The following is a 21892-nucleotide window of genomic DNA, read 5'->3' as shown; positions in this document are numbered from 1 at the left end:
CCGACGGCTGGGGTATGCAGGCCATATGTGAAACGATCTAGGTAACCCAGCCCGTGTAATGATCCCCGCCGCCCCGGGGCGCCGGCCGCTCGGGACCGCGGGTGCGCTCGTCGTACTCGAGCATCGCGGACACCGCTCGGACGAGCCAGGCGTTCACCGACAGCCCGTCCCGGCCGGCGGCCTCCTCGATACGGGTCTTGAGGTGCTCCGGGGGCCGGAAGTTGATCCGGGACGTCGTGCGATCGTCGCTGCTGACCGTGCCCGGGGTGAGGGGTGCCGGGGGCGGGAACGGGAGCCGGCGGGGATGGTCGAAGCCGGACTCCGCGGCCGAGTCGGCCACCGGCGGGGTGACGACGAAATGGGGGTCGAGCCCCCTGAGTCGGATCTCGACCGCGCCGGGAGCGAGTTCCCGGGTGATCTCGTCCGTGGCCGCCGACAGCGCTTCCAGCATGACCAGGCGCACGGCGGAGGAGAGCGGAGTGACGAGGCGCTCGGCGGCCTCACGGGCCCTGTCGTCGCCCACGTCGGCTGCGGCCAGGAGTTTCTGGCGCAATTCCTCGACATACCGCGTGAGTTCCACGGCGCCATCCTCACACTGCGGTGGCGCCATGCGCAAGCGACGTCCCCCGCCGTGACCTGCGTGAGGTGGACGCGGTGGCCCCGGACGGGGCGCTGCCGGTCCCCCGCTGGAGCGGCCCGCTCGGGGCCGATCTCTCCGGCCACCTCGCGCCACTATGGCGCATCCGTAGCGGTCCCAGTGTCGGAAGGCGGAGGGAGTGGTCGATCGGACCTCGGTATTTCCCGTTGGTTGAGGAGTACTTGTGCATGGCGCCATGCGTGTGCCACGATGGCGCTATGAACTTGACGTCCTACGTCGACAGCCTCCGCCGCGAGTTCCTCGCGGCGGCCGAGGTCGTCGGCACGGAGGTCCTCGGGCCCGCAGAGCGCCTGGTGGCGCCACTTGAGGCGTCGGTCCGGCTCACACTGCTCAGCGTGTTGTCGGCAGCCGCCGACGAGATCTCCAGGGAGCTCGTCCCGGGCGCGGTCGACATCCGGCTGCGCGGCGGCGAACCGGGCTTCGTGGTGCTGGCGCCGCCGGCCGAACCGGAGGTCGGAGCGCTGGTCGACACCGGTGCCGAACCACCGGCCGGCGACGGCAAGGGCGCCACCGCACGCATCAACTTCCGGCCGCCCGGGGCGCTCAAGACCCGGATAGAGGAAGCCGCGGGCCGCGAGGGGCTCTCGGTCAACGCATGGCTCGTCAGGGCCGCCACCACCACGCTCGACGGCGGCTCCCACCGCACCGCGCGGCGCGCACCGTCCGAGCGGCAGAACCACACCGGTTGGGTGCGGTAGCCACCCCGCAGTCCCACCGACTCACCAGGGAGGTCCGGCATGGCCACGTTCGACACCCCGGAACCGATCTCGGCCCGCATCGGGATCACCACCGGCGATGTCCTGATCACCGCGGGCAAGCGTCTCGACACCGTGGTCGAGGTGCGCCCCAGCGACCCTTCCAACGCGGCCGACGTCCGGGCCGCCGAGCAGGCCAAGGTCGAATGTACCCGCGGCAAGCTCGTGGTCAAGGGACCGTCGCTGCGCCGCAGTTCCGGCATCCCACCGCACGGCGGCTCCATCGACGTGACGATCGAGGTGCCCACCGGCTCGACCGTGCGCGGCAGCGTGGCCTGGGGTGCCCTGCGCAGCCAGGGAGTGCTCGGCGAGTGCCGCCTCGAGGTCGCCGAGGGCGACGTACGCCTCGACCGGACCGGTCCGGTGCACCTGTCCACGTCCCGCGGTGAGATCACCGTGGCCCGCGTGGAGGGTGACGCCAAGATCGGCGCCGGCTCGGGAGCGATCCACGTCGATGAGATCGACGGCACCGCGACCATCTCCAACGACACGGGGGAGGTCCGGATCGGCGAGGTCACCGGCAGTCTGCGCCTGACCGGGATGCACGCCGACTTCCGCGTGGACCGCCCCCATGACAGCGTCGAGGTCAAGACGGTCCACGGCGCCGTCCGCATCGCCGAAGTCACCCGCGGCTCGGTCGAGATCACGGCCGCCTCCGCACAGATCGACGTGGGCATCTGCGCGGGCACCGCCGCCAAGCTCGACGTCAACACCGTGTCCGGCAGTGTCCACAACCAACTGCGCGGTGTGGACAGCCCGGCGCACAGCGATCGGATCGTCGAGGTGCGCGCCCGCACCCTCGACGGCGACATCGTCATCCGGCGCGCCCCATGAGGGAGACCGCCGGCCCAGAGTCCTTCCGCACCACGCCGGAACGAGCCACGGCTGCCGATGGGCGGGGCAACCGAACGGCGCACCGGCGGCCCGACCGCGGCCCGGAAACCGTACATCCCCCGGCGGTTTCCGGGCCGCACCCCCACCCGTACGGCCGGCCGAGGACCGGGTTCGAGAACGAGGGAACATCTATGACTACGCGCGACGAGGTCGTCCTCGACGTCGAGGGCCTGCGCATGCGCTACGGCTCGACGGAGGTCCTGCAGGACGTGAACCTGCGGGTGCACCACGGCGAAGTGGTGTGCCTGCTCGGGCCGAACGGGGCGGGAAAGACCACGACCCTGGAGATCCTGGAGGGGTTCCGCATGCGGTCGGCCGGCCGCGTCGAGGTGCTCGGCACCGATCCGGCCGACGCCGACGAGCGCTGGCGGGCCCGGGTGGGCGTCGTCCTGCAGTCCTGGCGCGACCACGGTCGCTGGCAGGTGCGCGAACTCCTCAGTCACCTCGGCCGGTACTACGCGCCCTACTCCACCGACCGCGTACGACGGCCCTGGGACCCCGACGAACTCGTGGCGGCCGTCGGACTGACCGCCCACGCCGACAAGAAGGTGCGGATGCTCTCCGGCGGGCAGCGCCGCCGCCTGGACGTCGCGGTCGGCCTCGTGGGCCGCCCGGAACTGCTCTTCCTCGACGAGCCCACCGCCGGCCTCGACCCCGTCGCCAGACGCGAGTTCCACGACCTGGTGGAGAGCCTCGCGGCCCAGCAGGACACCACGATCGTGCTCACCACCCACGATCTGTACGAGGCCGAGAAGCTCTCCGACAGGATCATGATCCTGGACGGCGGACGCATCATCGCGGACGGCACCGCGGAGGAACTGGCCCACCGCATCGCCGGCGAGGACGAGGTCCGCTGGACCCACGCCGGCCGCCACCACCGGCACTCGACCTCGGAGTCGACCAAGTTCGTCCACGAGTTGTTCCGGCGGCACGGCGAGGAGATAGGGGACCTGGAGGTCCGCCGCGCCTCGCTGGAGGACACCTATCTCTCCCTGGTACGGCAGGCGGAGTCCGGGCAGGACAAGGCCGCGCCGCTGAACGAGTCGCGTGAGGTGCACCGATGAACCCGACCACGACAGCTCTGCGCGCGGGCTGGTCCCGTGGACTGATCGAACTGCGGCAGTCGCTGACCAACGCGGGCGACCTCCTCAACCACTTCCTGTGGCCCGTGCTGATGCTGGTCGTCACCTACTTCGTGCGGGACGTGTCCTTCGGGGACACCGGGTTCGGGCTGGGCACGCTCGTCCTGCCGAGCATCCTCGGCATGAACTCCGCGATGGCGATGGTCACGATGAGTCAACTGCTCACCGCCGAGCGGGAGGACGGCACGCTGCTGCGGGCCAAGGCGACACCGAACGGCATGGCCGGCTATTTCACCGGCAAGATCGTCTTCGTGTCGTTCGGCCTGCTCGTCGATCTCGCCATCTTCCTGATCCCCGGTCTGCTCATCGTCCCCGGACTCTCCGTGGGCAGTGCGGAAGCCTGGCTGACCCTGGTCTGGGTGCTGGCGCTGGGGCTGGTCGCGACTCTGCCGATCGGCGCCGTACTCGGATCCGTCTTCTCCAGCACCCGCAGCCAGGGGCTGATCATGCTGCCGATGATGGCGATGATCGCCACGTCCGGCATCTTCTACCCCGTCACGTCGATGCCGGACTGGGTGCAGTGGTTCGCCCAGATCTTCCCCGTCTACTGGCTCGGGCTCGGCATGCGGTCCGCCCTGCTGCCGGACAGCGCGGTCACCGTCGAGATCGGCGACTCCTGGCGCCATCTGGAGACCATCGGTGTCCTCGGCGCCTGGGCCGTCCTCGGCCTGGTCCTCGCCCCGATCGTGCTGCGCCGCATGGCCCGCCGGGAGTCGGGCTCCACGGTCGCCGAGCGCCGTGAGAAGGCGCTGCAGCGCGTCGGCTGAGCACGCGCGGAGGCGATCACCGCAGACCACTGAGGCCTGTCCCGGAACCGGGACAGGCCTCAGTGGTCTGCGGTGCGCCCTCACCGCCTCCCGGGATCCCCGCTCGGCGTTGCCTCCAGAACGTGATAGTCCGGCATCCCCTCGCCGACCGGCACGGCGACCGTGGCGGTCAGGGTGAAGCCGCTCGCGGTGAGCAGCTCCGCGTACTCGTCGCGGGTGCGCTCGCGGCCGCCCGCGAACACGAGGTTGTTGAGGTCGGTGAGACCGTACGCGCTCGACTCGGCCGGGGCGAGCACCGCCGGCATCAGCGTCTCCACCAGGAGCAGCCGGGCGTTCTGCCCCATCGCGGCACGGCACCTGCGCAGCAGGGCGGACGCGTGTTCGTCGTCCAGGTCGCGGACGATGTTGTTGAGCAGATAGGCGTCCGCGCCCGAGGGAACGGATCCAGCGAGATCACCCGCGACCGTCTCGCAACGGTCGGCGACACCCGCCGCCTTCAGCGTGGCCGCCGTCGCGTCGAGCGCCTCCGGGAGGTCCTGCAGCACGGCCCGGGTCCCGGGCGCTGCGGCCAGCAGGGCCGCGATCAGGGTGCCGTTGTCCCCGCCGAGGTCGGCGATCGTGCCGAACACGGAGAAGTCGTACACCGCCGCGGCCCGGGCGGCGAACTCGCCTACGCCTGCCGCCTTTCCGGCCCGCAGCGCCGCCGCGGGGCCGGGGTGCCGCAGCAGCGACTCGTGCGCGGTCAGCCCGTCGGCCGGGTCACGGAACACCGTGCCGGTGCGCACGACCTGCGGCAGCGCTCCCCAGGCCCGCCACAGCTCGGGTGCCACGGACAGCCTGATCTCGTCGGCCACCGAACCGGGGGTGCTCGACGCCAGCAACCGGCCGGAGTCGGTGAGTTCGAACCGCTCCATGTCGAGCTGGGTCACCACACCCAGCCCCGCGAGCGCACGCAGCAGCCTGCGCAGCGCGGCGGGATCGGTGCCCGTGCGTCCGGCCAGCTCGCCGCAGGCGCGTGGGCCTTCGGCCAGTTCCTCGGCCACACCCAGGTCGACGGCCGCATACAGGATCTGCGCCGGCACGAAACCGAGGATCATCTGCCGGAGCTGGTTCGCCGGGTCGGTCCCCGCCATGGCGGTCGTCTCCTCTTCGCTCGGTGCGCCGGTCATGAGGTGAGCAGGGGGAGGGAGTTGACGCCGATCATGTCCGGCGTGGGGAAGAACGTCGGCGGGTTGTCGGGGTTCGTGCGCAGTACCGGGAAGCGGTCCATCAGGGCGTTCAGTGCCACCCGGCCCTCGAGCCGGGCCAGGCCGGCACCGAGGCAGAAGTGGATGCCACGGCCGAACCCGAAGTGCGGATTGGGATCGCGTGCCGGGTCGTAGACATCCGGCTCGGGGAACCGTGCGGGGTCGCGGTTGGCGGCGGCCAGCCACATCATGACGATCTGGTCCTTCGGGATACGTGTTCCCGCGATGTCGACGTCGGTGGTGGTGCCACGGGCGAGGGCGGCCGAGGGAGAGAGCGTGCGCATGGCCTCCTCGATCGCGCCGGGCACCAGGGACCGGTCGCCACGCACCCGCGCGAACTGCTCGGGGTTGGCGTCCAGGCACAGCACCGTGTTGCCGAGCGTCATCGTGGTGGTGATGTGCCCGGTGACCAGCAGGATGTTGGCCACGTTGACGATCTCGGTGTCCGTCAGCCGTTCGCCGTCGACCTCGGCCTGGGCCAGGTGGCTGAGCAGGTCCTCGCGTGGCCGGGCCCGGCGCTCGGCCAGGTGTCCGGCCATGTAGTCCCGCAGCGGTTGCAGGCGCTCGGTGGCGTTCTGGACGCTCTGCACACCCTGCTCGCTGTCGTCGAGGAACGAGAAGCCGCTGAAGCTCTCGATCACGTCGTCGGCCCACTTGCGGAACAGCTCGCGGTCGTCCGCCGGAACACCGAGCAGCTCGGCGATGACGATCACCGGCAGCGGATAGGCGAGGGCCGAGGCGAGCTCGATCTCGGATGCGCCGTCGAGCTGGTCGAGCAGCCCGTTGGTGATGTCGACGACCTGCGCCTCCATCGACGCGACCAGCCGCGGGGTGAAGGCGCCGCTGACGAGGCTGCGGAACTTGCGGTGCAGCGGCGGATCCATCTGGGACATGTCCCCCTCGATGAGGGACTGGTCGACGCCGACGGGCATCAGCCGCGTCAGGTCGGAGGAGAACGTCGCGTGGTCACCGAGAATCTCAAGGCACTCGGCGTGGCCGTAGACGTTCCACACGCCCTGCGCCTCGTCGAACTGGACCGGGGAGTCGGGACGTTCTCCCCGCAGCCAGGGGTGTTCCGGGTGGATGTCCCACCGCTGGACGACCGTAGTCATGGTGCTTCTCCTTGGTGCCGTGACAGGGGCGGATTCAGCCGGCGAGGACCGGGAGGGTCTCGACGCCGTCGACGTCGATCACCTGCAGGAACGTGGGCGGTGCGGCAGGGTCGGGGCGCATGTCGGGGAAACGGTCCAGCAGGACCTCCACGGCGGCCTTGGCCTCCATGCGGGCCAGCTGTCGGCCGATGCAGAAGTGGACGCCGCGGCCGAGGCCGAGGTGTGCGTTGGGCGTGCGGTCGGCGATGAAGGTGTGCGGGTCCTGGAACTGGCGCTCGTCGCGGTTGGCGGAGCCGGTCCACACGATGAGCAACTGGTCCTTGGGGATCGTGGTGCCGCCGATCTCCACGTCGGCGTTGGTGGCCCGGCCCACTCCGCAGATGGGACTCAGGAAGCGGAGGGATTCCTCGATCGCGGAAGGCAGGAGCGAGCGGTCCGCGCGGACCTTGGCGCCCTCCTGCGGATAGGCGTCCAGACACAGCATGGTGTTGCCGATGAGCATGGCGGTGGTCAGGTGCCCGTTGACCATCATCCGGTTGCAGATGTTGGATATCTGGCTGTCCGTCAGGCGCTCGCCGTCGATCTCGGCTTCCAGGAGCTCGCTGACGAGGTCGCCGCGCGGCTTCTTCCTGCGCTCGACCGCCATGTCCTTCCAGTAGTCGCGCATCTCCCAGAGCAGTTCGAGTTCCTTCTCCAGCTGCTCCTTCTCCTCCAACTGCTCCTCCGGGGACTTGAGTTCCTCACCCCCCTGGAGCATCTTGTCCATCCACCCGCGCAGGATGACGCGGTCGCTCGGCGGGACGCCCATGAGATCCGCGATCACGATGAGCGGCAGCGGTGCGGCGAAGTCCTTCATCAGGTCGAAGGACGGCTTGCCCTCCACCTGGTCCAGGAGCTCATGGATGATGCCGTGCACCTGGGACTCGAGGCGCCCCAACAGGGCGGGCTTGAAGGCGTGGTCGACCAGGCCGCGCAGCTTGCGGTGCTTCGGCGGGTCGGTGTGGCCGAAGTCGCCGTCGACGAGGGCGTAGTCCACCTGGATGGGTTCCAGGCGCATCATGTCGCTGGAGAAGACCTTCGTGTTGCTGAGGGCCTCGGCGCACTCGGGGTAGCCGTAGATGTTCCACATCTTGATCTCTTCGTCATACGAGACGAGATTCTCGGGGCGCTTTCCGCGAAGCCAGAAATGCCCCGGATGCACATCCCAATGGTCGACGGGCGAAGCCATGGGGGAGTCCTTCCGTGAAAGGTATGGGTATGTCTCGGGTTGAAAAGGGGTGGGTGAGTTCGCCGGAAATCAGCGATCGCGGGCGGACCGTGCCTCGATGACGTTCAGTACCTCCTGGGCGAGGTCGACCAGGTACATGTGGCCACCCGGGAGCTCCACGTAGTCGAACTCGCTCGTGGTCGCGTCCCGCCACTGCCGGGCCTCTTCGGCGGTGACCAAGGTGTCGGAGTCGCCGCGTATCGAGCTGATCGGGACGGACACCGGTTCATCGGTGCTCGGGACGTAGTTCTCGTGCATCTCGCAGTCGGCCTGCAGCATGGGGAGAATCAGTTCACGCAGCTCCGGATGATCGAGCGCCTCGTGCCGGAATCCCGCGAACTCCTCGACCCGGGCGAGGAACTCGTCGTCCGGCAGCCCCGTCGCCCGCCGCTCCCGCTGGGTCCACGGCCCCGGCGAACCACTGACGACCAGCCGCTCGACGTGCACATCGCGCGTGCTCAGCAGATGCACCAGCTCGTACGCGAGCACCGCGCCCAGGCTGTGCCCGAACAGCACCGTCCGCGCCCCCGCGCCCAGGTCCGCGACAATGTCGTCGATCGAGTTCTTGGCCGCCTCGACAACGTTCCGGTACGGCGTCTCGAGGAGCTTCCGCTCCCTGCCGGGCAGTTCGACCGGGACCACGCGCCACCGGTCGCCGGCCGGTTCACGCCACGGGTGGAAGAACGAAGGGCCCGCTCCCGCGAACGGCACGCACAGCAGCACGGTCTCGTCCCGGTCTTCCCCGGACATACGGGTTTCCCTCACCCCGACCAACCCCAATCATTAATTCGAAGGTTCGTTTTTGAAGCACGCCTGGTGCTATCGGCTCACCGTGTCGAGGGATTCGATGTACGCGGAAATCGACGCCACCGTCGGATTGAGGAACATCTGGTCGATGGGGACCTCGACGCCCAGCTCGTCGATGAAGGCACCCTGAATCCTGGCCATGATCACGGACTGGCCGCCCAGGGCGAAGAAGTCGTCGTCCACCGAGATGTCGTCGCGCTGGAGTTCTCGGCACCAGATGGTGCGCACGCTGTCGGCAATCATCACAGTCCTCCCGGTTGTCATCAAGGTCCGCCGACTATGCCGTCGCGGGGCTGCCGGCGAATTCGTTCCGGTACGCCTCGACCAGCGCCGCGCGGTCCACTTTTCCGTGCGGACTCAGCGGAATCCGCGGAATGCTGATGAACCTGGCCGGAACCATGTTCCGCGGCAGCGTCCCGAGAAGGCGGGCGCGCACGTCGTTCTCGGCGAGATCGTCCCCGTCCGGGACGAGGAACGCGATCAGCTCGGCCTCGCCGGCATCGGCGTACGTGATCACCACGGCGGCCTCCCGGATCCCGGCCAGCCTGCCGAGCGCGCGTTCGACGTCGGCGGGATCGATCCGCATTCCCCGCACCTTGACCTGCGCGTCCATCCTGCCGACCACGACGAGGTCCCCGGCCGGCGTCACATAGCCCCGGTCGCCCGTGCGGTACAGCCTGCGCGACTCGCCGTCGACCACGATCGTGGTGAACCGCTCGGATTCGGGACCGGTGCCATTGAGGTAGCCCGCGCCGACACTGGCACCGGAGATGCAGATCTCACCGGACTCCCCGGCCCCGACACCGCGCATCCGCTCGTCGAGGATGTGGAGGTCGGTGTTGTAGGCCGGCTTGCCGACCGGCGGGTTGTCGTGTTCGCCGGCCCAGTACTCGGCGAGGTCGTACGACGACGCCACGTCCGTGCACTCGGCGACACCGTACTGGTGCAGCAGGGTGCACGAATTGCCCTCGCGCCGCGCCCAGTCCGCGATCCGCCGGGCCTTCAGCGGCTCCCCGCCGAAGAGCACGTAGTCGAGCCGGGTGAGGGTGTCACCGCCACGTGCGGTCTCCCAGTCCACCAGCAGATACAGCGTGCTCGAGGCGCAGTGCACCGTGCGCACATCGTGCTCGGCCAGCATGCGGTAGGCCATCGCGGCGTCGAAGTTCCGGCTCGCCATCAGATTCTGGGTGGCTCCGCAGAACAGCGGCGTCATCAGGCTGCGCTGGGAGAGGTCGAACCCGAACGCGCTGACGACCAGATTGTTCGACCCGCGGTGCAGGCCGTACTCGATCTTCAGCCAGTTCAGCAGGTTGAACCAGCCCTCGTGCCGCACCGCGGTCACCTTCGGCGTACCGGTCGACCCGGACGTGAAGACCGCGTAGCACACATCGTCCCCGGTGACCGGGATGTCGGGGCCGGTCGCCGGCAGATCCGCCAACTGGTCGGACAACTGGTCCAGATCGACGACCTCGACGGCCGCCGAGCCGACCAGCCCGGCCGTCGCGGGGGAGGCCACGATCAGGGCGAGATCGGGCATCTGCCCCAGCAGCAGCTGGAGTCTCGCCGCGGGGTAGGACGGGTCGAGCGGTACGTAGGCCGCGCCTGCCTTCAGTGTGCCGAGGATGGCGACGAGCAGGTCGATCGAGTAGTCGAGGCAGACGCCGACCCGCGCACCCCGGCCGTGTCCGCGTGCGGCGAGGAAGTGCGCGAACCGGTTCGCCCTCGCGTCGAGTTCCGCGTACGTCACCCGCTGCCCGGCGCAGAAGACGGCGACGGCGTCGGGGGTGGCTGCCGCGTGCGCCTCGAACTGCTTGTGGACGACGGGCTCCGAGGGCAGCGCGACCCGCTTTCCCTGAAGGATCATCAACTGACTCCGATATGAGAGATGTCCGGTGAGGCGAAACCAATCCAGGACCGCTCCGACAGGCGCTGCGGGAAAGCCATCACCGTCTTCCGCATGGAAATTGTCTGGGCCCGACGAATGTATAACCGTCACGGAGTGCCGCGGAATGCGAAATCGGCGGGGCCGGCGCAGCGCGCCGTTCGGTGTCGTCCTGTCGACAGGACACCCGGCATCCGCGGCCGGCCCGGAATGCTGTCGCCACCGTAGGATCCCGGTCGTCGAGGCCACAAGGGCCGTGCCCGCCTCACGACGGGGTCTGCACGCAGTCCTGTCGACGGGACAGAACCCCCCTTCGGCGCACCGGAATCGGTCCGAGCCCGTATTCGCTTGACCGTGCAGCACCCAGCCGCAAGGATATTGATCGTCCGGAGATTCGGAATTTTGCTCCGAATTGCCGATCGGAGATAATCGGTCGGCTGGAATGGACCCCGAGGGCGATGGATTATTCCGTTCTCGGATCGATGCCGTGGAATGCATCGCCGGACAATTCGCTTTCCCTCCCGATCCGCCTGTTCGCGTGGAGTGATGGACGTGCCTGATTCGATGGAGCAAGACCGGTCGCCCATGGCGGCCGACGGTGCTGTCCCGCGTCCGGCCGACGTCACGATCACCGCGTTGTTCGAACGGCAGTCGAGGGCGACGCCCGAGGCGATCGCTGTGGTGTGCGACGACCGCACGCTGACCTATGGTCAACTCGCCGAGTGGTCCGACCGCTTCGCTGCCGGTCTCATCGACCGGGGTGTGGGCCCCGAGGCCGCCGTGGCGGTCACGCTGCCGCGCTCCGCGGAACTCGTCGCGGTGCTGCTCGGCGTGCTCAAGGCCGGCGCCGCCTACCTTCCGATGGACCCGGACTACCCGGTCGAACGCATGGAGTTCATGCTCCGCGACGTACGGCCGACCCTGCGGATCGGGACCGACCGCGCCCCCGGCGAGCCCCACGGCCCCTGCCCTGTCGTGACACCCGCCGAGATCACGGCCGGCGCCGGCACGCCGGGCACCGTCCAGGCCCCCCGCCCCGAGCAACTCGCGTACGTCATCTACACATCGGGCTCGACGGGGACCCCCAAGGGCATCGGCATCACCCACCAGGACGTGGCGGACCTCGCGTCGGACAGCCAGTTCGCCGGCGGCGCCCACACCCGCGTGCTGCTGCACTCGCCGCTCGCCTTCGACGCCTCGGTCTACGAGTTGTGGGTCCCGCTGCTGACCGGCGGCCGGGTCGTGGTCGACACCTCGCAGGACCTCACCCCAGGTGTCCTCGCCGGCCTCGTCGCCCGCCACGGAGTGACGGCGCTCTGGCTGACGAGCGCTCTGTTCAACGTCCTGGTCGAGGACGACCCCCACTGCCTGGCCGGGCTGCGGGAGGTCTGGGCCGGCGGCGACCGGGTGCTGGCGCCGGTCGTCCGGCGGGCCATGGAGGCGTGCCCCGACACCCGGTTCGTCAACGGCTACGGGCCGACCGAGACCACGGTTTTCGCGACCAGCCACCGGGTGGAGCGCGCACAGGACCTCGGCGCGGACGTACCGATCGGACGCGCCCTGAACACCATGCGGGCCCATGTCCTCGACGAGCGCCTGCGCCCCGTGCCCCCGGGCACACCCGGCGAGCTGTACGTCGCCGGCGGCGGACTGGCCCGCGGCTATCTGAACCGGCCGGCACAGACGGCCGAGCGGTTCGTCGCCTGCCCGTTCGGAGCGTCCGGCGAGCGGATGTACCGCACCGGTGACCTGGTGACCGCCACCGAGGACGGCGAGCTGACCTACCAGGGGCGGGCCGATCACCAGGTGAAGGTGCGCGGCTTCCGCATCGAACCCGGCGAGGTCGAGGCCGCACTGCTCGCGCACCCCGAGGTGGCGCACGCCGCGGTGGTCGCCCGCCAGGACGCCGGCCCCGGCGGTGGCAAACAGCTGGTCGGGTACGTCGTACCGGCAGCCCTCGGCAGTGCGACGAGCGGGGAGGACCTGCGGGCCTTCCTCGGCGCCCGGCTGCCCGAGTACATGGTGCCCGCCGCGTTCGTCCTGCTCGACAGTCTGCCGCTGACCCCCAACGGCAAACTGGACCGGGCGGCGCTCCCCGCGCCGGAGTTCACCTCGACCGCATACCGCTCGCCCGCCACGGACGGCGAGCGCATCCTCGCGGCGGTGTTCTCCGAGGTGCTGGGACGGGAACGGGTCGGCGTCGACGACGACTTCTTCTCCCTCGGCGGCGACAGCATCCAGTCGATCCAGGTGGTGTCCCGCAGCCGGGCGCGCGGCCTGTCCGTCAGCTCGCAGGAGATCTTCCGGCGCCGGACCGTCGCGGCCATCGCCGCGGCCGCCGCCGAGGCCCCCACCGACGGACCGCCCGTCCTCGCCGAACCCGAGGGCGGCGGCGTGGGACGGATGCCCCTGATGCCGGTCGCCCACTGGCTCCGCGACCGTGGGCCGGGCTTCGACCGGCTGCTGCAGGCGGTGGTACTGGAACTCCCGCCGGGCATCGACCGCACCGGCCTGTCGGCCGTCCTCACCGCGGTCGTCGACCGTCACGACCTGCTGCGAGCCCGGCTGCTCCCCGACGGACTGCTCGTCGGGGAGCCCGGCTCCGTGGACGTCGACTCCCTCATCCGGCAGGTCGCCCACGAAGGGCCCTGGACCGGAGAGTCCTGGCACAGGCTGCTGACCGGCGAACTCGAGGCCGCCGCGGGGAGACTCGACCCGGCCACGGGCGTGGTCGCGCAGTGCGTGTGGTTCGAGCCGCCGTCCGGTCCCGGACGACTGCTGCTCGCCCTCCACCACCTCGTGGTCGACGGCGTCTCCTGGCGGATCCTGATGCCCGATCTCGCGTCCGCGTGGCACCAGATACGCGAGGGGCGCACCCCCGAACTGCCGCCCGTCGGGACCTCCGTACGGTGCTGGGCCCACGCCCTGGCGGACGAGGCGTCGAGCGAGGCCCGGCGCGCCGAGCTCGAGACATGGCGGTCGATCGTCGACGGCCCCGACCCGGTCCTGGGGAACCGGCGCCTGGACCCGGCCGCTGACGTGCGCAGCACGGTCGAGAAGGTCCGCGTCCAGCTGCCGGCACCGGTCACCCAGGCGCTGCTGACCGCCGTACCGGACGCCTACCGCGGCGGAGTCAACGACGGCCTGCTGGCCGCTCTCGCCCTGGCCGTCGCCCGCTGGCGCCGCGACAGGGGCGTCATCGAACCCTCGACACTGCTCCGCCTGGAGGGCCACGGCCGGGAGGAGGAGGCCATCCCGGGGGCCGACCTGTCCCGCACCGTCGGCTGGTTCACCAGCGTCTTCCCGGTGCGGCTCGACACCGCGGGCATCGACCTCGACGCGGCCTTCGCGGCCGGCCCCGCCGCGGGATCCCTGCTCAAGGCGGTGAAGGAACAGCTCCTGGCCGTACCGGACCGGGGCCTGGGCTACGGCCTGCTGCGCCACCTCGACCCCGGAGGCGCAAGGGCACTGGGTACCTCGTCCCTCGGGCAGATCGGGTTCAACTACCTGGGCCGGTTCTCCGCCACCGACATGCCGGAACATCTGCGCGGCCTCGGCTGGACGCTGACCTCCGACATCGCGGAGTACACGGAGCTCGCCGAGCTCGACGCGGGCCACGACCCGGCCATGCCGGCCCTGTGCGAGCTGGACATCAACGCCATGGTCACCGACACCCCCGAAGGCCCCAGGATCGGCGCCGTGTTCGCCGCCCCCAAGGGCGTGCTGTCCGCCGAGGAGGTGCGCGAGCTGGCGGACCTGTGGTGCACCGCGCTCACCGCCCTGGCACGCCATGCCACCTCGCCGGACGCGGGCGGCCTGACCCCGTCCGACGTGCCGCTGGTCACCGTCACGCAGCCGGAGATCGAGGCGTGGGAGAGCCGCTACCGAGGGCTCACCGACATCTGGCCGCTGACCGCCTTGCAGTCCGGCCTGCTGCACCACTCCCTGCTGGCCGACCACGACGCCGACACCTACCAGGTCCAGCTGGTGTTCGACTTCGAGGGCCCGGTGGACGCGGTGCGGATGCGGGCCGCGGGCCAGGCCGTGCTGAGGCGGCACGCCGCCCTGCGCACGGCATTTGTGCCCAACGCCGCGGGTGACCTGGTGCAGCTCGTCGTGGACGGCGCCGAACTGCCCTGGCGGGAGCGCACGGTGACCGCCGACTCCTTCGAGCGGTTCCTCACCGAGGACCGCACCGAGCCGTTCGACCCGGCGACGCCGCCGCTGCTGCGCCTGACCTTGGTCCGCCTCGACAACGCCCACACCCGGCTCGTCCTCACCGCCCACCACGTCCTGTTCGACGGCTGGTCCGAACCCCTCCTGCTGCACGACCTGATCCGGCTCTACGCCGACGCCCCCGCCTCGCTGCCCGCCGCACGCTCCTTCAAGGACTTCCTCGCCTGGCTGGACCGGCAGGACCACGACCGCTCGGTGCGCGCACACACCGAGGCACTGGCGGGCCTCGCCGGACCCACCCTTGTCGCGCCTGCCGGAACCGGCACGTCGGCGACCGGCTTCGGCGTCCGCGACCTCGCGCTGACCACCGACGAGGCACAGGCGCTCGTCCGGCGCGCGGCCGAACTGGGCAGCACTCCCAGCACCCTGGTCCAGGCCGCGTGGGCGGCGGTGCTCGCCGAGATCACCGGCAGCACCGACGTGGTGTTCGGCACCACGGTCTCCGGACGGCCGCCGACCCTGCCCGGCGTGGACTCCGTCGTCGGACTGTGCATCAACACGCTCCCGGTACGGGTGCGTTGCCGTCCGTGGAGCACTCCGGCGCAACTCGTCGCCGATCTGCAGGCGACCCACGCGGGCCTGCTGGAGCACCACCACACCGGCCTGATCGACATCCACGCCGCCACCGGGTTCGACGCCCTCTTCGACACCCTGGTCGTCTACCAGTCCTATCCCTTCGACAACACCGCCATCGCCGAGGCGAGCGCGGCTGCCGGACTCTCCGCGCCCGGCTTCCGGTCCCTGGCCGGATCGCACTACCCGCTCGTCGTGATGGCCGAGCAGGACCCCCTTCCGCGACTGCGGCTGCAATACAAGAACGGTCCCCTCGACCCGGACACCGTGGACCGGATCGCCGACCTCCTGCTGCGCACGCTGCGGGCGTTCGTGGCCGACCCCTCCACCGCCCTGGGAACGGTCGCCGCCGGCCGGCCCGAGGCACGGACCACCGGCCCCGGCAGCGCCCTGCCCGGACCGCTCATCGCCGCCCGCGTCGCACAGAACGCCTCCGCCGCGCTCGTCGTCGATGACGTGCCGACGACGCTCGGCGAGATCGCGTCGGACGCCGAGCGGCTCGCCCGCACCTGTCGGCAGAGCGGGCTGGGTCCGGGATCGGTCGTGGCGGTCAACTGCGCCCACCCGGTGGATCAGCTGACGGGCATGCTGGCCGTGCTCGGCATCGGCGCCTGCTTCGTCGAGCTCGATCCGAAGGAACCCCTCGCCTGGTCGGAGGCGGTGGCACGGGAAGCCCTCCCGGACGCGGCCGTCGTGGACGAGTCGACGCCGGGACGGCCATGGGGCGACCTGCCCCGCATCCTCGTCGGTTCCGGCGGCCCCGACGCGGCCGACGGCCCCGGGGACGGGCCGGGAGGCCTGCGGCCCGACCAGCCGGCCTGCCTCGACTTCGTACCGGACGCCACGGCGACCCCGTACGGTCTGCTCCTCACCCAGGCCGGACTGGCTGCCGGCGTGGCACGGTTCGCCGGCATCGCGGACGAGCCGCTGATGGCGGGGCCCGACACGCGCGCCACCGAACTGCTGCTCGCGCTCTGCGGTGGCCGCCGGGTCGAGATCCGCAAGGGATCGCCCCCGCTGTCGGCGGTTCCCGCCGCCGGGAACGAGACTCGCCTGCTCAGCCCGTCCCTGGCGGCTGTCGCACCCGCAGGCGCGGGCGAGCTGTACGTGTCCGGGGAGTTCGCGCACGGCGTGCCCGGGCGGCCCGGGGCCACCGCGCAGCGGTTCGTCGCAGACCCGCACGGCGCGCCCGGCAGCCGCCTGTACCGCACCGGCGTGCGGCTCCGGCACACCGCGGGGCCGGTTCCTGCGGACTTCGCCGGGCACGACGCGCGGACCGGACCGGAGGCGGTGCGGACGGTGCTCCTGGCTCACCCGCACGTGGCACAGGCCGCGGTCGTCACGACCACGCAGGGCCTCGTCGCGTATGTGGTCGCCGCCGAGCAGCAGGTCCTCGCCGCCGACGCGCTGCGGGCCCATGTCGCCCAGCTTCTGCCTGCCCGCATGGTCCCCGCCGCGCTGGTGGCCCTGGACGCCATGCCGACCACCGCCGGCGGACGGATCGACCTGCGGCGCCTGCCCGACCCGCCGGGCACCAGCCGCCGTGCGGCACGCACCGGCCATGAGGAAGCGCTGTGCCGGCTGTTCGCGGACGTCCTCGGACGGCAGGAGGTGGGCATCGACGACGACTTCTTCGCGCTCGGCGGCAACTCCCTGCTCGCCACCCGTCTGATCAGCCGCATCCGCGATCAGCTCGGCACGGAGGTCGCCATCGGGGCCATATTCCGGCACCGGACCATCGCCGAGCTCGCCGCCCGCTGGGACGAGAACACCACGAGGAGCGGCCCGCGGCTGCGTAGACGGAGCAAGGAGTGACCCCGTATGGCCCCTACGTCCCGACCCGATCAGGAACTGCGCAGGACAACCGCAGCATGGCGAGAGGTGTGCGCATGAGCGTTCAGACATCGGAACTCGTCGCCGAGACGCCGTACATCTGGCGGGCCCGGCGGCCGGAGAGCACCCAACGGCTGATCTGCCTGCCGCACGCCGGCGCGGGAGCCGTGGCCTACGCCGACTGGATCCCGCTGCTGCCGCCGGAGATCGAACTCGTCGCGGTGCAGCTGCCCGGCAGGCAGAACCGGATCGCCGAGGAGCCGTTCACCGCGGTCGGCCCGCTCGTCAGCACGCTCACGCACGCCCTGCGCCCGGTCCTCGACCGCCCGTACGCGATCTTCGGCCACTCCTGCGGCGCAGCCCTCGCGTTCGAGCTTGCCAAGGCGCTCCGGGCGCGCGGCCGGCGCGGCCCGGACCAGCTCTTCATGTCCGCCCAGCCCGCCCCCGGCTTCACCGGAGTCCGGCAGTTGTCCGACCTGCCCGACGACGAGTTCCGCGCCGAGATGCTGGCGCTCGGCGGCATTGACCGCGAGATCCTCGAGGACCCGTTCGTACTCGACTCCCTGCTGCCCGCCCTGCGCACCGACTTCGCCCTGTGGGAAGGGCACCGCACCGCGCCCTCGGAACCCCTCGACTGCCCCCTGACCGTGCTGTGCGGCGACAACGACCCGCGCACGCCCCCGGACTCCGTCGCCGGGTGGCAGGCGCACACCAACGCCGAGTTCTACGCCCGGTTCTACCCGGGTGGCCACTTCTACTTCCTGGAGTCCGGCGCGGCCGACGTCGTGTCCTTCCTGTCCCGGAAGATGCTGACGAGCAAGGGGAGGGCCGCATGAGCCCCGCCGACCCCCTGGGTCAGGAAACCCTGGACGGCATCGCCGAGGCGGCCCTGTCGGTCCCCGGAGTCGGCGACGCCGCGGCCGTGGTCCGCAGGAGCGTGCGTGCCGCCGGGCGGCCCGTCCCGACCGTCGCCGCCAGCCCCACTCGGGTACCGGCCGAGGACGCCGCCGACCGTCCGCCCGCCGAGCTCTATGGCGGTGACCTGCGTATACCCGACGGCGCCCCGGACACCCTGCAACAGGCTCTGCGCGATGCGGCCGAACTGGCTCCGGACAAGGGCACCGTCTTCATCCGGCGGGGCCGGGGGGACGAACTCCAGACCTACCCGGAGCTGCTGGCCGAGGCCCAGCGCGTGCTCGCCGGGCTGCGTGCCGCCGGCCTGCGCCCGGGCGACGCCGCCCTCTTCCAGTTCGATGACAACCGGGCCTATCTCACCGCCTTCTGGGCCTGTGTGCTCGGCGGGTTCGTGCCGACACCGGTGGCGGTCGCTCCCACGTACCACGCCGCGAACGACACCAACCGGCGGCTGCACAACGTCTGGCACCTGCTGGACCGGCCGCCGCTGCTCACCGACGACGCCACCGCGCCCGCCCTCGCCGAGGTGCGGGACCTGTGGGCCGAGCCGGAGGTGCGGATCCTCACCCTCGGTGAGCTGCTGGCCTGCCCGCCCGACACCGACTGGTACCCGGCGACGCCCGACTCGCCGGTGCTGAACCTGCTCACCTCCGGCAGCACCGGCGTGCCCAAGTGCGTGCAGCACACCAACGCCACGGTCGTCTCCAGGTCCTTGGCCTACGCGCAGGCAAGCGGAATGGGCAGCGACGAGGTCAGCCTCCTGTGGATGCCCTTCGACCACGTCACCGTCGTCCACTGCAACATCCGGGACGTCTTCCTGCGGTGTCTGCACGTCAACGCCAAGATCGAGCACTTCCTCGCCGACCCGCTGCTGTGGCTGGACTGGGCCGACCGGTACCGGGCGACCAACACCTGGGCGCCGAACTTCGCCTTCGCGATGGTCAACGACCACGCCGAGGAGATCCGCACCAAGCGCTCCTGGGACCTGTCCCGTTTCCGCACCCTCCTCAACGGGGGTGAACCGGTCGTCGCCGGGACCAGCCACCGGTTCCTGGAACTCCTCGCGCCGCACGGGCTGCCCGCCGACGCGATGATCCCGGCCTGGGGCATGGCGGAGACCTGCTCCGGCGTCACCTACGGCCGCCAGCACCTGGACGACCGCACGGCCGGCACCGTCGCCGTCGACCCCGCCTCGCTCGGCGGCACGGTCCGCGAGGTGGACCCGGGCGATCCCGGGGCCGTGGTGATCTCCACCGTGGGCACCCCCATCCCGGGCGTGCGGATCCGCGTGATGGACGACTCCGGGGCGGTGGTCCCGGAGGGCCGCCTGGGCGAGCTGTGCATCAGCGGCCGCACGATGATGACCGGCTACCACAACAACGCCGAGGCCAATGCCACGTCGTTCGACGACGACGGCTGGTTCCACACCGGCGACCTCGCGTTCGTCCGCGACGGCGACCTGGTGATCGCCGGACGCAAGAAGGACCAGATCGTGGTGCGCGGCATCAACTACCTCGCGCACGAGATCGAGAACGTCGTCGAGCAGGTGGAAGGGGTCCGGGTCACCTTCAGCGCGGCGACCGGAGTACGCGAGCCCGGCGAGGGGTCCGACCGGCTGGCGATCTTCTTCGTCCCGCGCAGCTGGGACGACGGCGTCATCACCCGGACCGTCGACGCGATCAGGGCCGTCCTGGTGCGCGAGGTCGGACTCGCCCCCGATCTGGTCGTCCCGGTGACCGAGACCGAGTTCCCGAAGACCGGCAGCGGCAAGGTGCAGCGCGCCGCTCTCACCGCCGAGCTGCGCGCGGGCACCTTCGCGGACCGGGTCATCGGGGCCGGGGCCGATGAACGGCCCGACAGCCGGCTGGTCAGGCGCCAGTGGACAGAACTTCCCGCTCCCGGACCCGGGAACGGGAAAGCCGGGGCCCGGCTCGTCCTGGCCGAGGACGACGAACTCGTATCCCTCGGCCTCGACGGACCGGTGATCGCCGTACACCACGGCGATCGGCTGCACGCGGACGCGGCGGACCGCTACCGCGCCGACGCACGCGACCGCGCGCAGCTGACCCGGTTGCTGAAGGACGTGACCGATCGGCACGGACCGATCGGCACCGTCGTGTACGGACGGACCCTCTCCCGCACGGACGAGGACCCCGCCGGGCGGCTGGCCGCGGCCACCGCCGAACTGACCGCCCTCCTCGGCGCGCTCGCCGACGCCCCGGACGGTGACAGCCCCATGGTGCTCGTGCTCACCTCGGGGTCCGTGCACGTGCGGTCCGGCGACCGGATCGACCTGGGCACCTGCGCCCTGCCCGGACTGATCCGCACCGCCGTGAGCGAGCTGCCCGGACCGACCATCCGTCAACTCGATCTGCCCTCGGACCGCAGCGCCTGGGCGGACGCCCTGCGGACCGAACTCGCGGATGGCACGCACCGGGGCATCGTCGCCGCCCGGCAGAACAGGCGGTGGCAGCCGCGCCTGAGCCCGGTCCCCGACGACGAGACCGGTGCACCACCGGTGACCCCGGGCGGTACGTACCTGGTGACGGGCGGGCTCGGCGGCATCGCCCACGACCTCGCCGGCTATCTGGTCGCCACCTACGGTGTGCGCCTGCTGGTCGTGGGCCGCTCTCCCGCCGACGGTGCGGCCGGCGAACGGCTGGCCGAGCTGCGCTCCCTGGGCGACGTCCTGCACGAGCAGCTCGACGTCGCCGACGCCGAGGCCGTCGAGGCCGCCGTGACGCGTGCCGAGGCGCACTGGGGCGCCCCCCTCGGCGGTGTGCTGCACCTGGCCGGAGCCGACCCGACGGACCAGTGGGCCGACCTCGACCGGCACACGCTCGTCAACGAGTCCGCCGAGACGTTCGGCCGGCACTACCGCCCCAAGGTCACCGGCACGCTCGCACTGGCCCGGATGCTGGAGCGCCGGCCCGAGGCGTCGCTCGTGCTCTTCGGCTCCGTCAACGGGGAGTTCGGCGGGCACTCCTTCGGCGCCTACGCCACCGCCAACAGCTTCCTCACCGGATTCGCCGACCACTGGCACCACGAGCGGCGGCGAGCGGTGCACTGCCTGTCCTGGAGCATGTGGACCCAAATCGGCATGAACCGCGGCAGCTCCACCGCCCCGGCCCGCAGCCGCGGCTTCAGCGCCGTCGAACCCGCCGAAGGTCTGCGGCTGTTCCTCGCCGGCATCGCCCGCCCCGACCACCACCTGATCGTCGGCCTCGACCTGGCGCACCCCGCCATCGTCGACGAGCTCGTGCCGGACCACCTGCGGACCGGTGAGATCGTCGTCGCGCACACAGCCCTCACCGCCGACGGCGCCGCGTCCGAGGCCGTACGGGAGGCCGTCCAGGCAGCTGCCGGCGACTGCCCGGTGCCGGTGCGCACGGTCGAGGTCGAGCACATCCCGCGACGGCCGGACGGCGCCGTCGATGCCGCCACGCTGCTGCAGATGACCGCATCCGACCGCAGGCGCCGGCCCTCGACACCACCGGCGACGCCACTGGAGCAGCAGCTCGCTCTGCTGTGGGCCGAAGCCCTCGACCGCCCGGCGATCGGCCGGGACGACTCGTTCTTCGACCTCGGCGGGAACTCGCTGCGGGCGACCCGGCTGCTCGCCCTGATCGACGACCGGGTCGGCGTCCGGCTCGGCACCCAGGAACTCTTCGAGAACCCGACCGTGGCCGAACTGGCGGCGGTGGTCGCGGACCACGGCGCGGACTGACCCCGCCGGTCCGGCCCACGAGCCCAGGTCCGTCCACCGTGACCGGCCCGACTCCCAGAACACCGAGCGAGGAGCGA

14 protein-coding genes are annotated in these 21892 nt (G+C 71.3%); 7 read left to right on the top strand and 7 right to left on the bottom strand.

What is annotated here, in order from left to right:
* Nucleotides 1-37: 37 nt before the first annotated feature.
* Nucleotides 38-580 carry a hypothetical protein gene (locus ACFY5C_RS38715; protein WP_389454264.1) on the bottom strand — a complete coding sequence of 181 codons (543 nt, stop codon included), beginning with the start codon at nt 578-580 and terminating at the stop codon, nt 38-40.
* Between the two features lie 275 nt (nt 581-855).
* Between ACFY5C_RS38715 and ACFY5C_RS38710 the strand changes: the two genes are divergently transcribed.
* The 4 genes from ACFY5C_RS38710 to ACFY5C_RS38695 all read left to right on the top strand — a co-directional run bounded on the left by ACFY5C_RS38710 (nt 856) and on the right by ACFY5C_RS38695 (nt 4216).
* Entirely contained in the window at nt 856-1356 is a 501-nt protein-coding gene (locus ACFY5C_RS38710; protein ID WP_389454262.1) for a hypothetical protein, read from the top strand.
* 39 nt (nt 1357-1395) lie between these two features.
* Nucleotides 1396-2247, top strand: a complete 852-nt coding sequence (locus ACFY5C_RS38705) for a DUF4097 domain-containing protein (protein ID WP_389454259.1) — start codon at nt 1396-1398, stop codon at nt 2245-2247.
* A 191-nt stretch (nt 2248-2438) separates the two neighbouring features.
* Nucleotides 2439-3371, top strand: coding sequence for an ABC transporter ATP-binding protein (locus ACFY5C_RS38700; RefSeq protein ID WP_389454256.1), 933 nt, complete (start codon nt 2439-2441; stop codon nt 3369-3371).
* Complete coding sequence (locus tag ACFY5C_RS38695; RefSeq protein ID WP_389454253.1) at nt 3368-4216, top strand: ABC transporter permease; 849 nt, start codon at nt 3368-3370, stop codon at nt 4214-4216. Before ACFY5C_RS38700 ends, ACFY5C_RS38695 begins: the two co-directional genes overlap by 4 nt.
* A gap of 80 nt (nt 4217-4296) precedes the next feature.
* Here the strand turns inward: ACFY5C_RS38695 and ACFY5C_RS38690 are convergent, their stop codons facing one another.
* The 6 genes from ACFY5C_RS38690 to ACFY5C_RS38665 all read right to left on the bottom strand — a co-directional run bounded on the left by ACFY5C_RS38690 (nt 4297) and on the right by ACFY5C_RS38665 (nt 10513).
* Nucleotides 4297-5385, bottom strand: coding sequence for a methyltransferase (locus ACFY5C_RS38690; protein WP_389454250.1), 1089 nt, complete (start codon nt 5383-5385; stop codon nt 4297-4299).
* On the bottom strand, nt 5382-6575 hold the full coding sequence (locus ACFY5C_RS38685; RefSeq protein ID WP_389454247.1) for a cytochrome P450: 1194 nt from the start codon (nt 6573-6575) through the stop codon (nt 5382-5384). The genes ACFY5C_RS38690 and ACFY5C_RS38685 overlap by 4 nt, the downstream gene beginning before the upstream one ends.
* Nucleotides 6576-6609: 34 nt before the next feature.
* Nucleotides 6610-7803 carry a cytochrome P450 gene (locus ACFY5C_RS38680; RefSeq protein ID WP_389454244.1) on the bottom strand — a complete coding sequence of 398 codons (1194 nt, stop codon included), beginning with the start codon at nt 7801-7803 and terminating at the stop codon, nt 6610-6612.
* Between the two features lie 69 nt (nt 7804-7872).
* On the bottom strand, nt 7873-8592 hold the full coding sequence (locus ACFY5C_RS38675; RefSeq protein WP_389454241.1) for a thioesterase II family protein: 720 nt from the start codon (nt 8590-8592) through the stop codon (nt 7873-7875).
* Between the two features lie 69 nt (nt 8593-8661).
* Nucleotides 8662-8892 carry a phosphopantetheine-binding protein gene (locus ACFY5C_RS38670; protein WP_389454238.1) on the bottom strand — a complete coding sequence of 77 codons (231 nt, stop codon included), beginning with the start codon at nt 8890-8892 and terminating at the stop codon, nt 8662-8664.
* A 34-nt stretch (nt 8893-8926) separates the two neighbouring features.
* A complete protein-coding gene (locus ACFY5C_RS38665; RefSeq protein ID WP_389454235.1) occupies nt 8927-10513 on the bottom strand; it encodes an amino acid adenylation domain-containing protein in 1587 nt (528 codons plus the stop codon).
* A gap of 570 nt (nt 10514-11083) precedes the next feature.
* Here ACFY5C_RS38665 and ACFY5C_RS38660 point away from each other — a divergent pair.
* The 3 genes from ACFY5C_RS38660 (at nt 11084) to ACFY5C_RS38650 (ending at nt 21815) form a co-directional block, all read left to right on the top strand.
* A complete protein-coding gene (locus tag ACFY5C_RS38660; RefSeq protein WP_389454232.1) occupies nt 11084-17155 on the top strand; it encodes an amino acid adenylation domain-containing protein in 6072 nt (2023 codons plus the stop codon).
* A 74-nt stretch (nt 17156-17229) separates the two neighbouring features.
* Nucleotides 17230-18009 (top strand): thioesterase II family protein, encoded by a 780-nt coding sequence (locus ACFY5C_RS38655; protein ID WP_389454229.1) that lies wholly within the window; start codon nt 17230-17232, stop codon nt 18007-18009.
* Nucleotides 18006-21815 (top strand): SDR family NAD(P)-dependent oxidoreductase, encoded by a 3810-nt coding sequence (locus tag ACFY5C_RS38650; protein ID WP_389454226.1) that lies wholly within the window; start codon nt 18006-18008, stop codon nt 21813-21815. The genes ACFY5C_RS38655 and ACFY5C_RS38650 overlap by 4 nt, the downstream gene beginning before the upstream one ends.
* The last annotated feature ends 77 nt before the right edge of the window (nt 21816-21892 follow it).

This window comes from Streptomyces sp. NPDC012935 (assembly GCF_042900345.1).
Lineage (GTDB): Bacteria > Actinomycetota > Actinomycetes > Streptomycetales > Streptomycetaceae > Streptomyces.
This window is presented reverse-complemented; position numbering and strand designations above follow the sequence as displayed.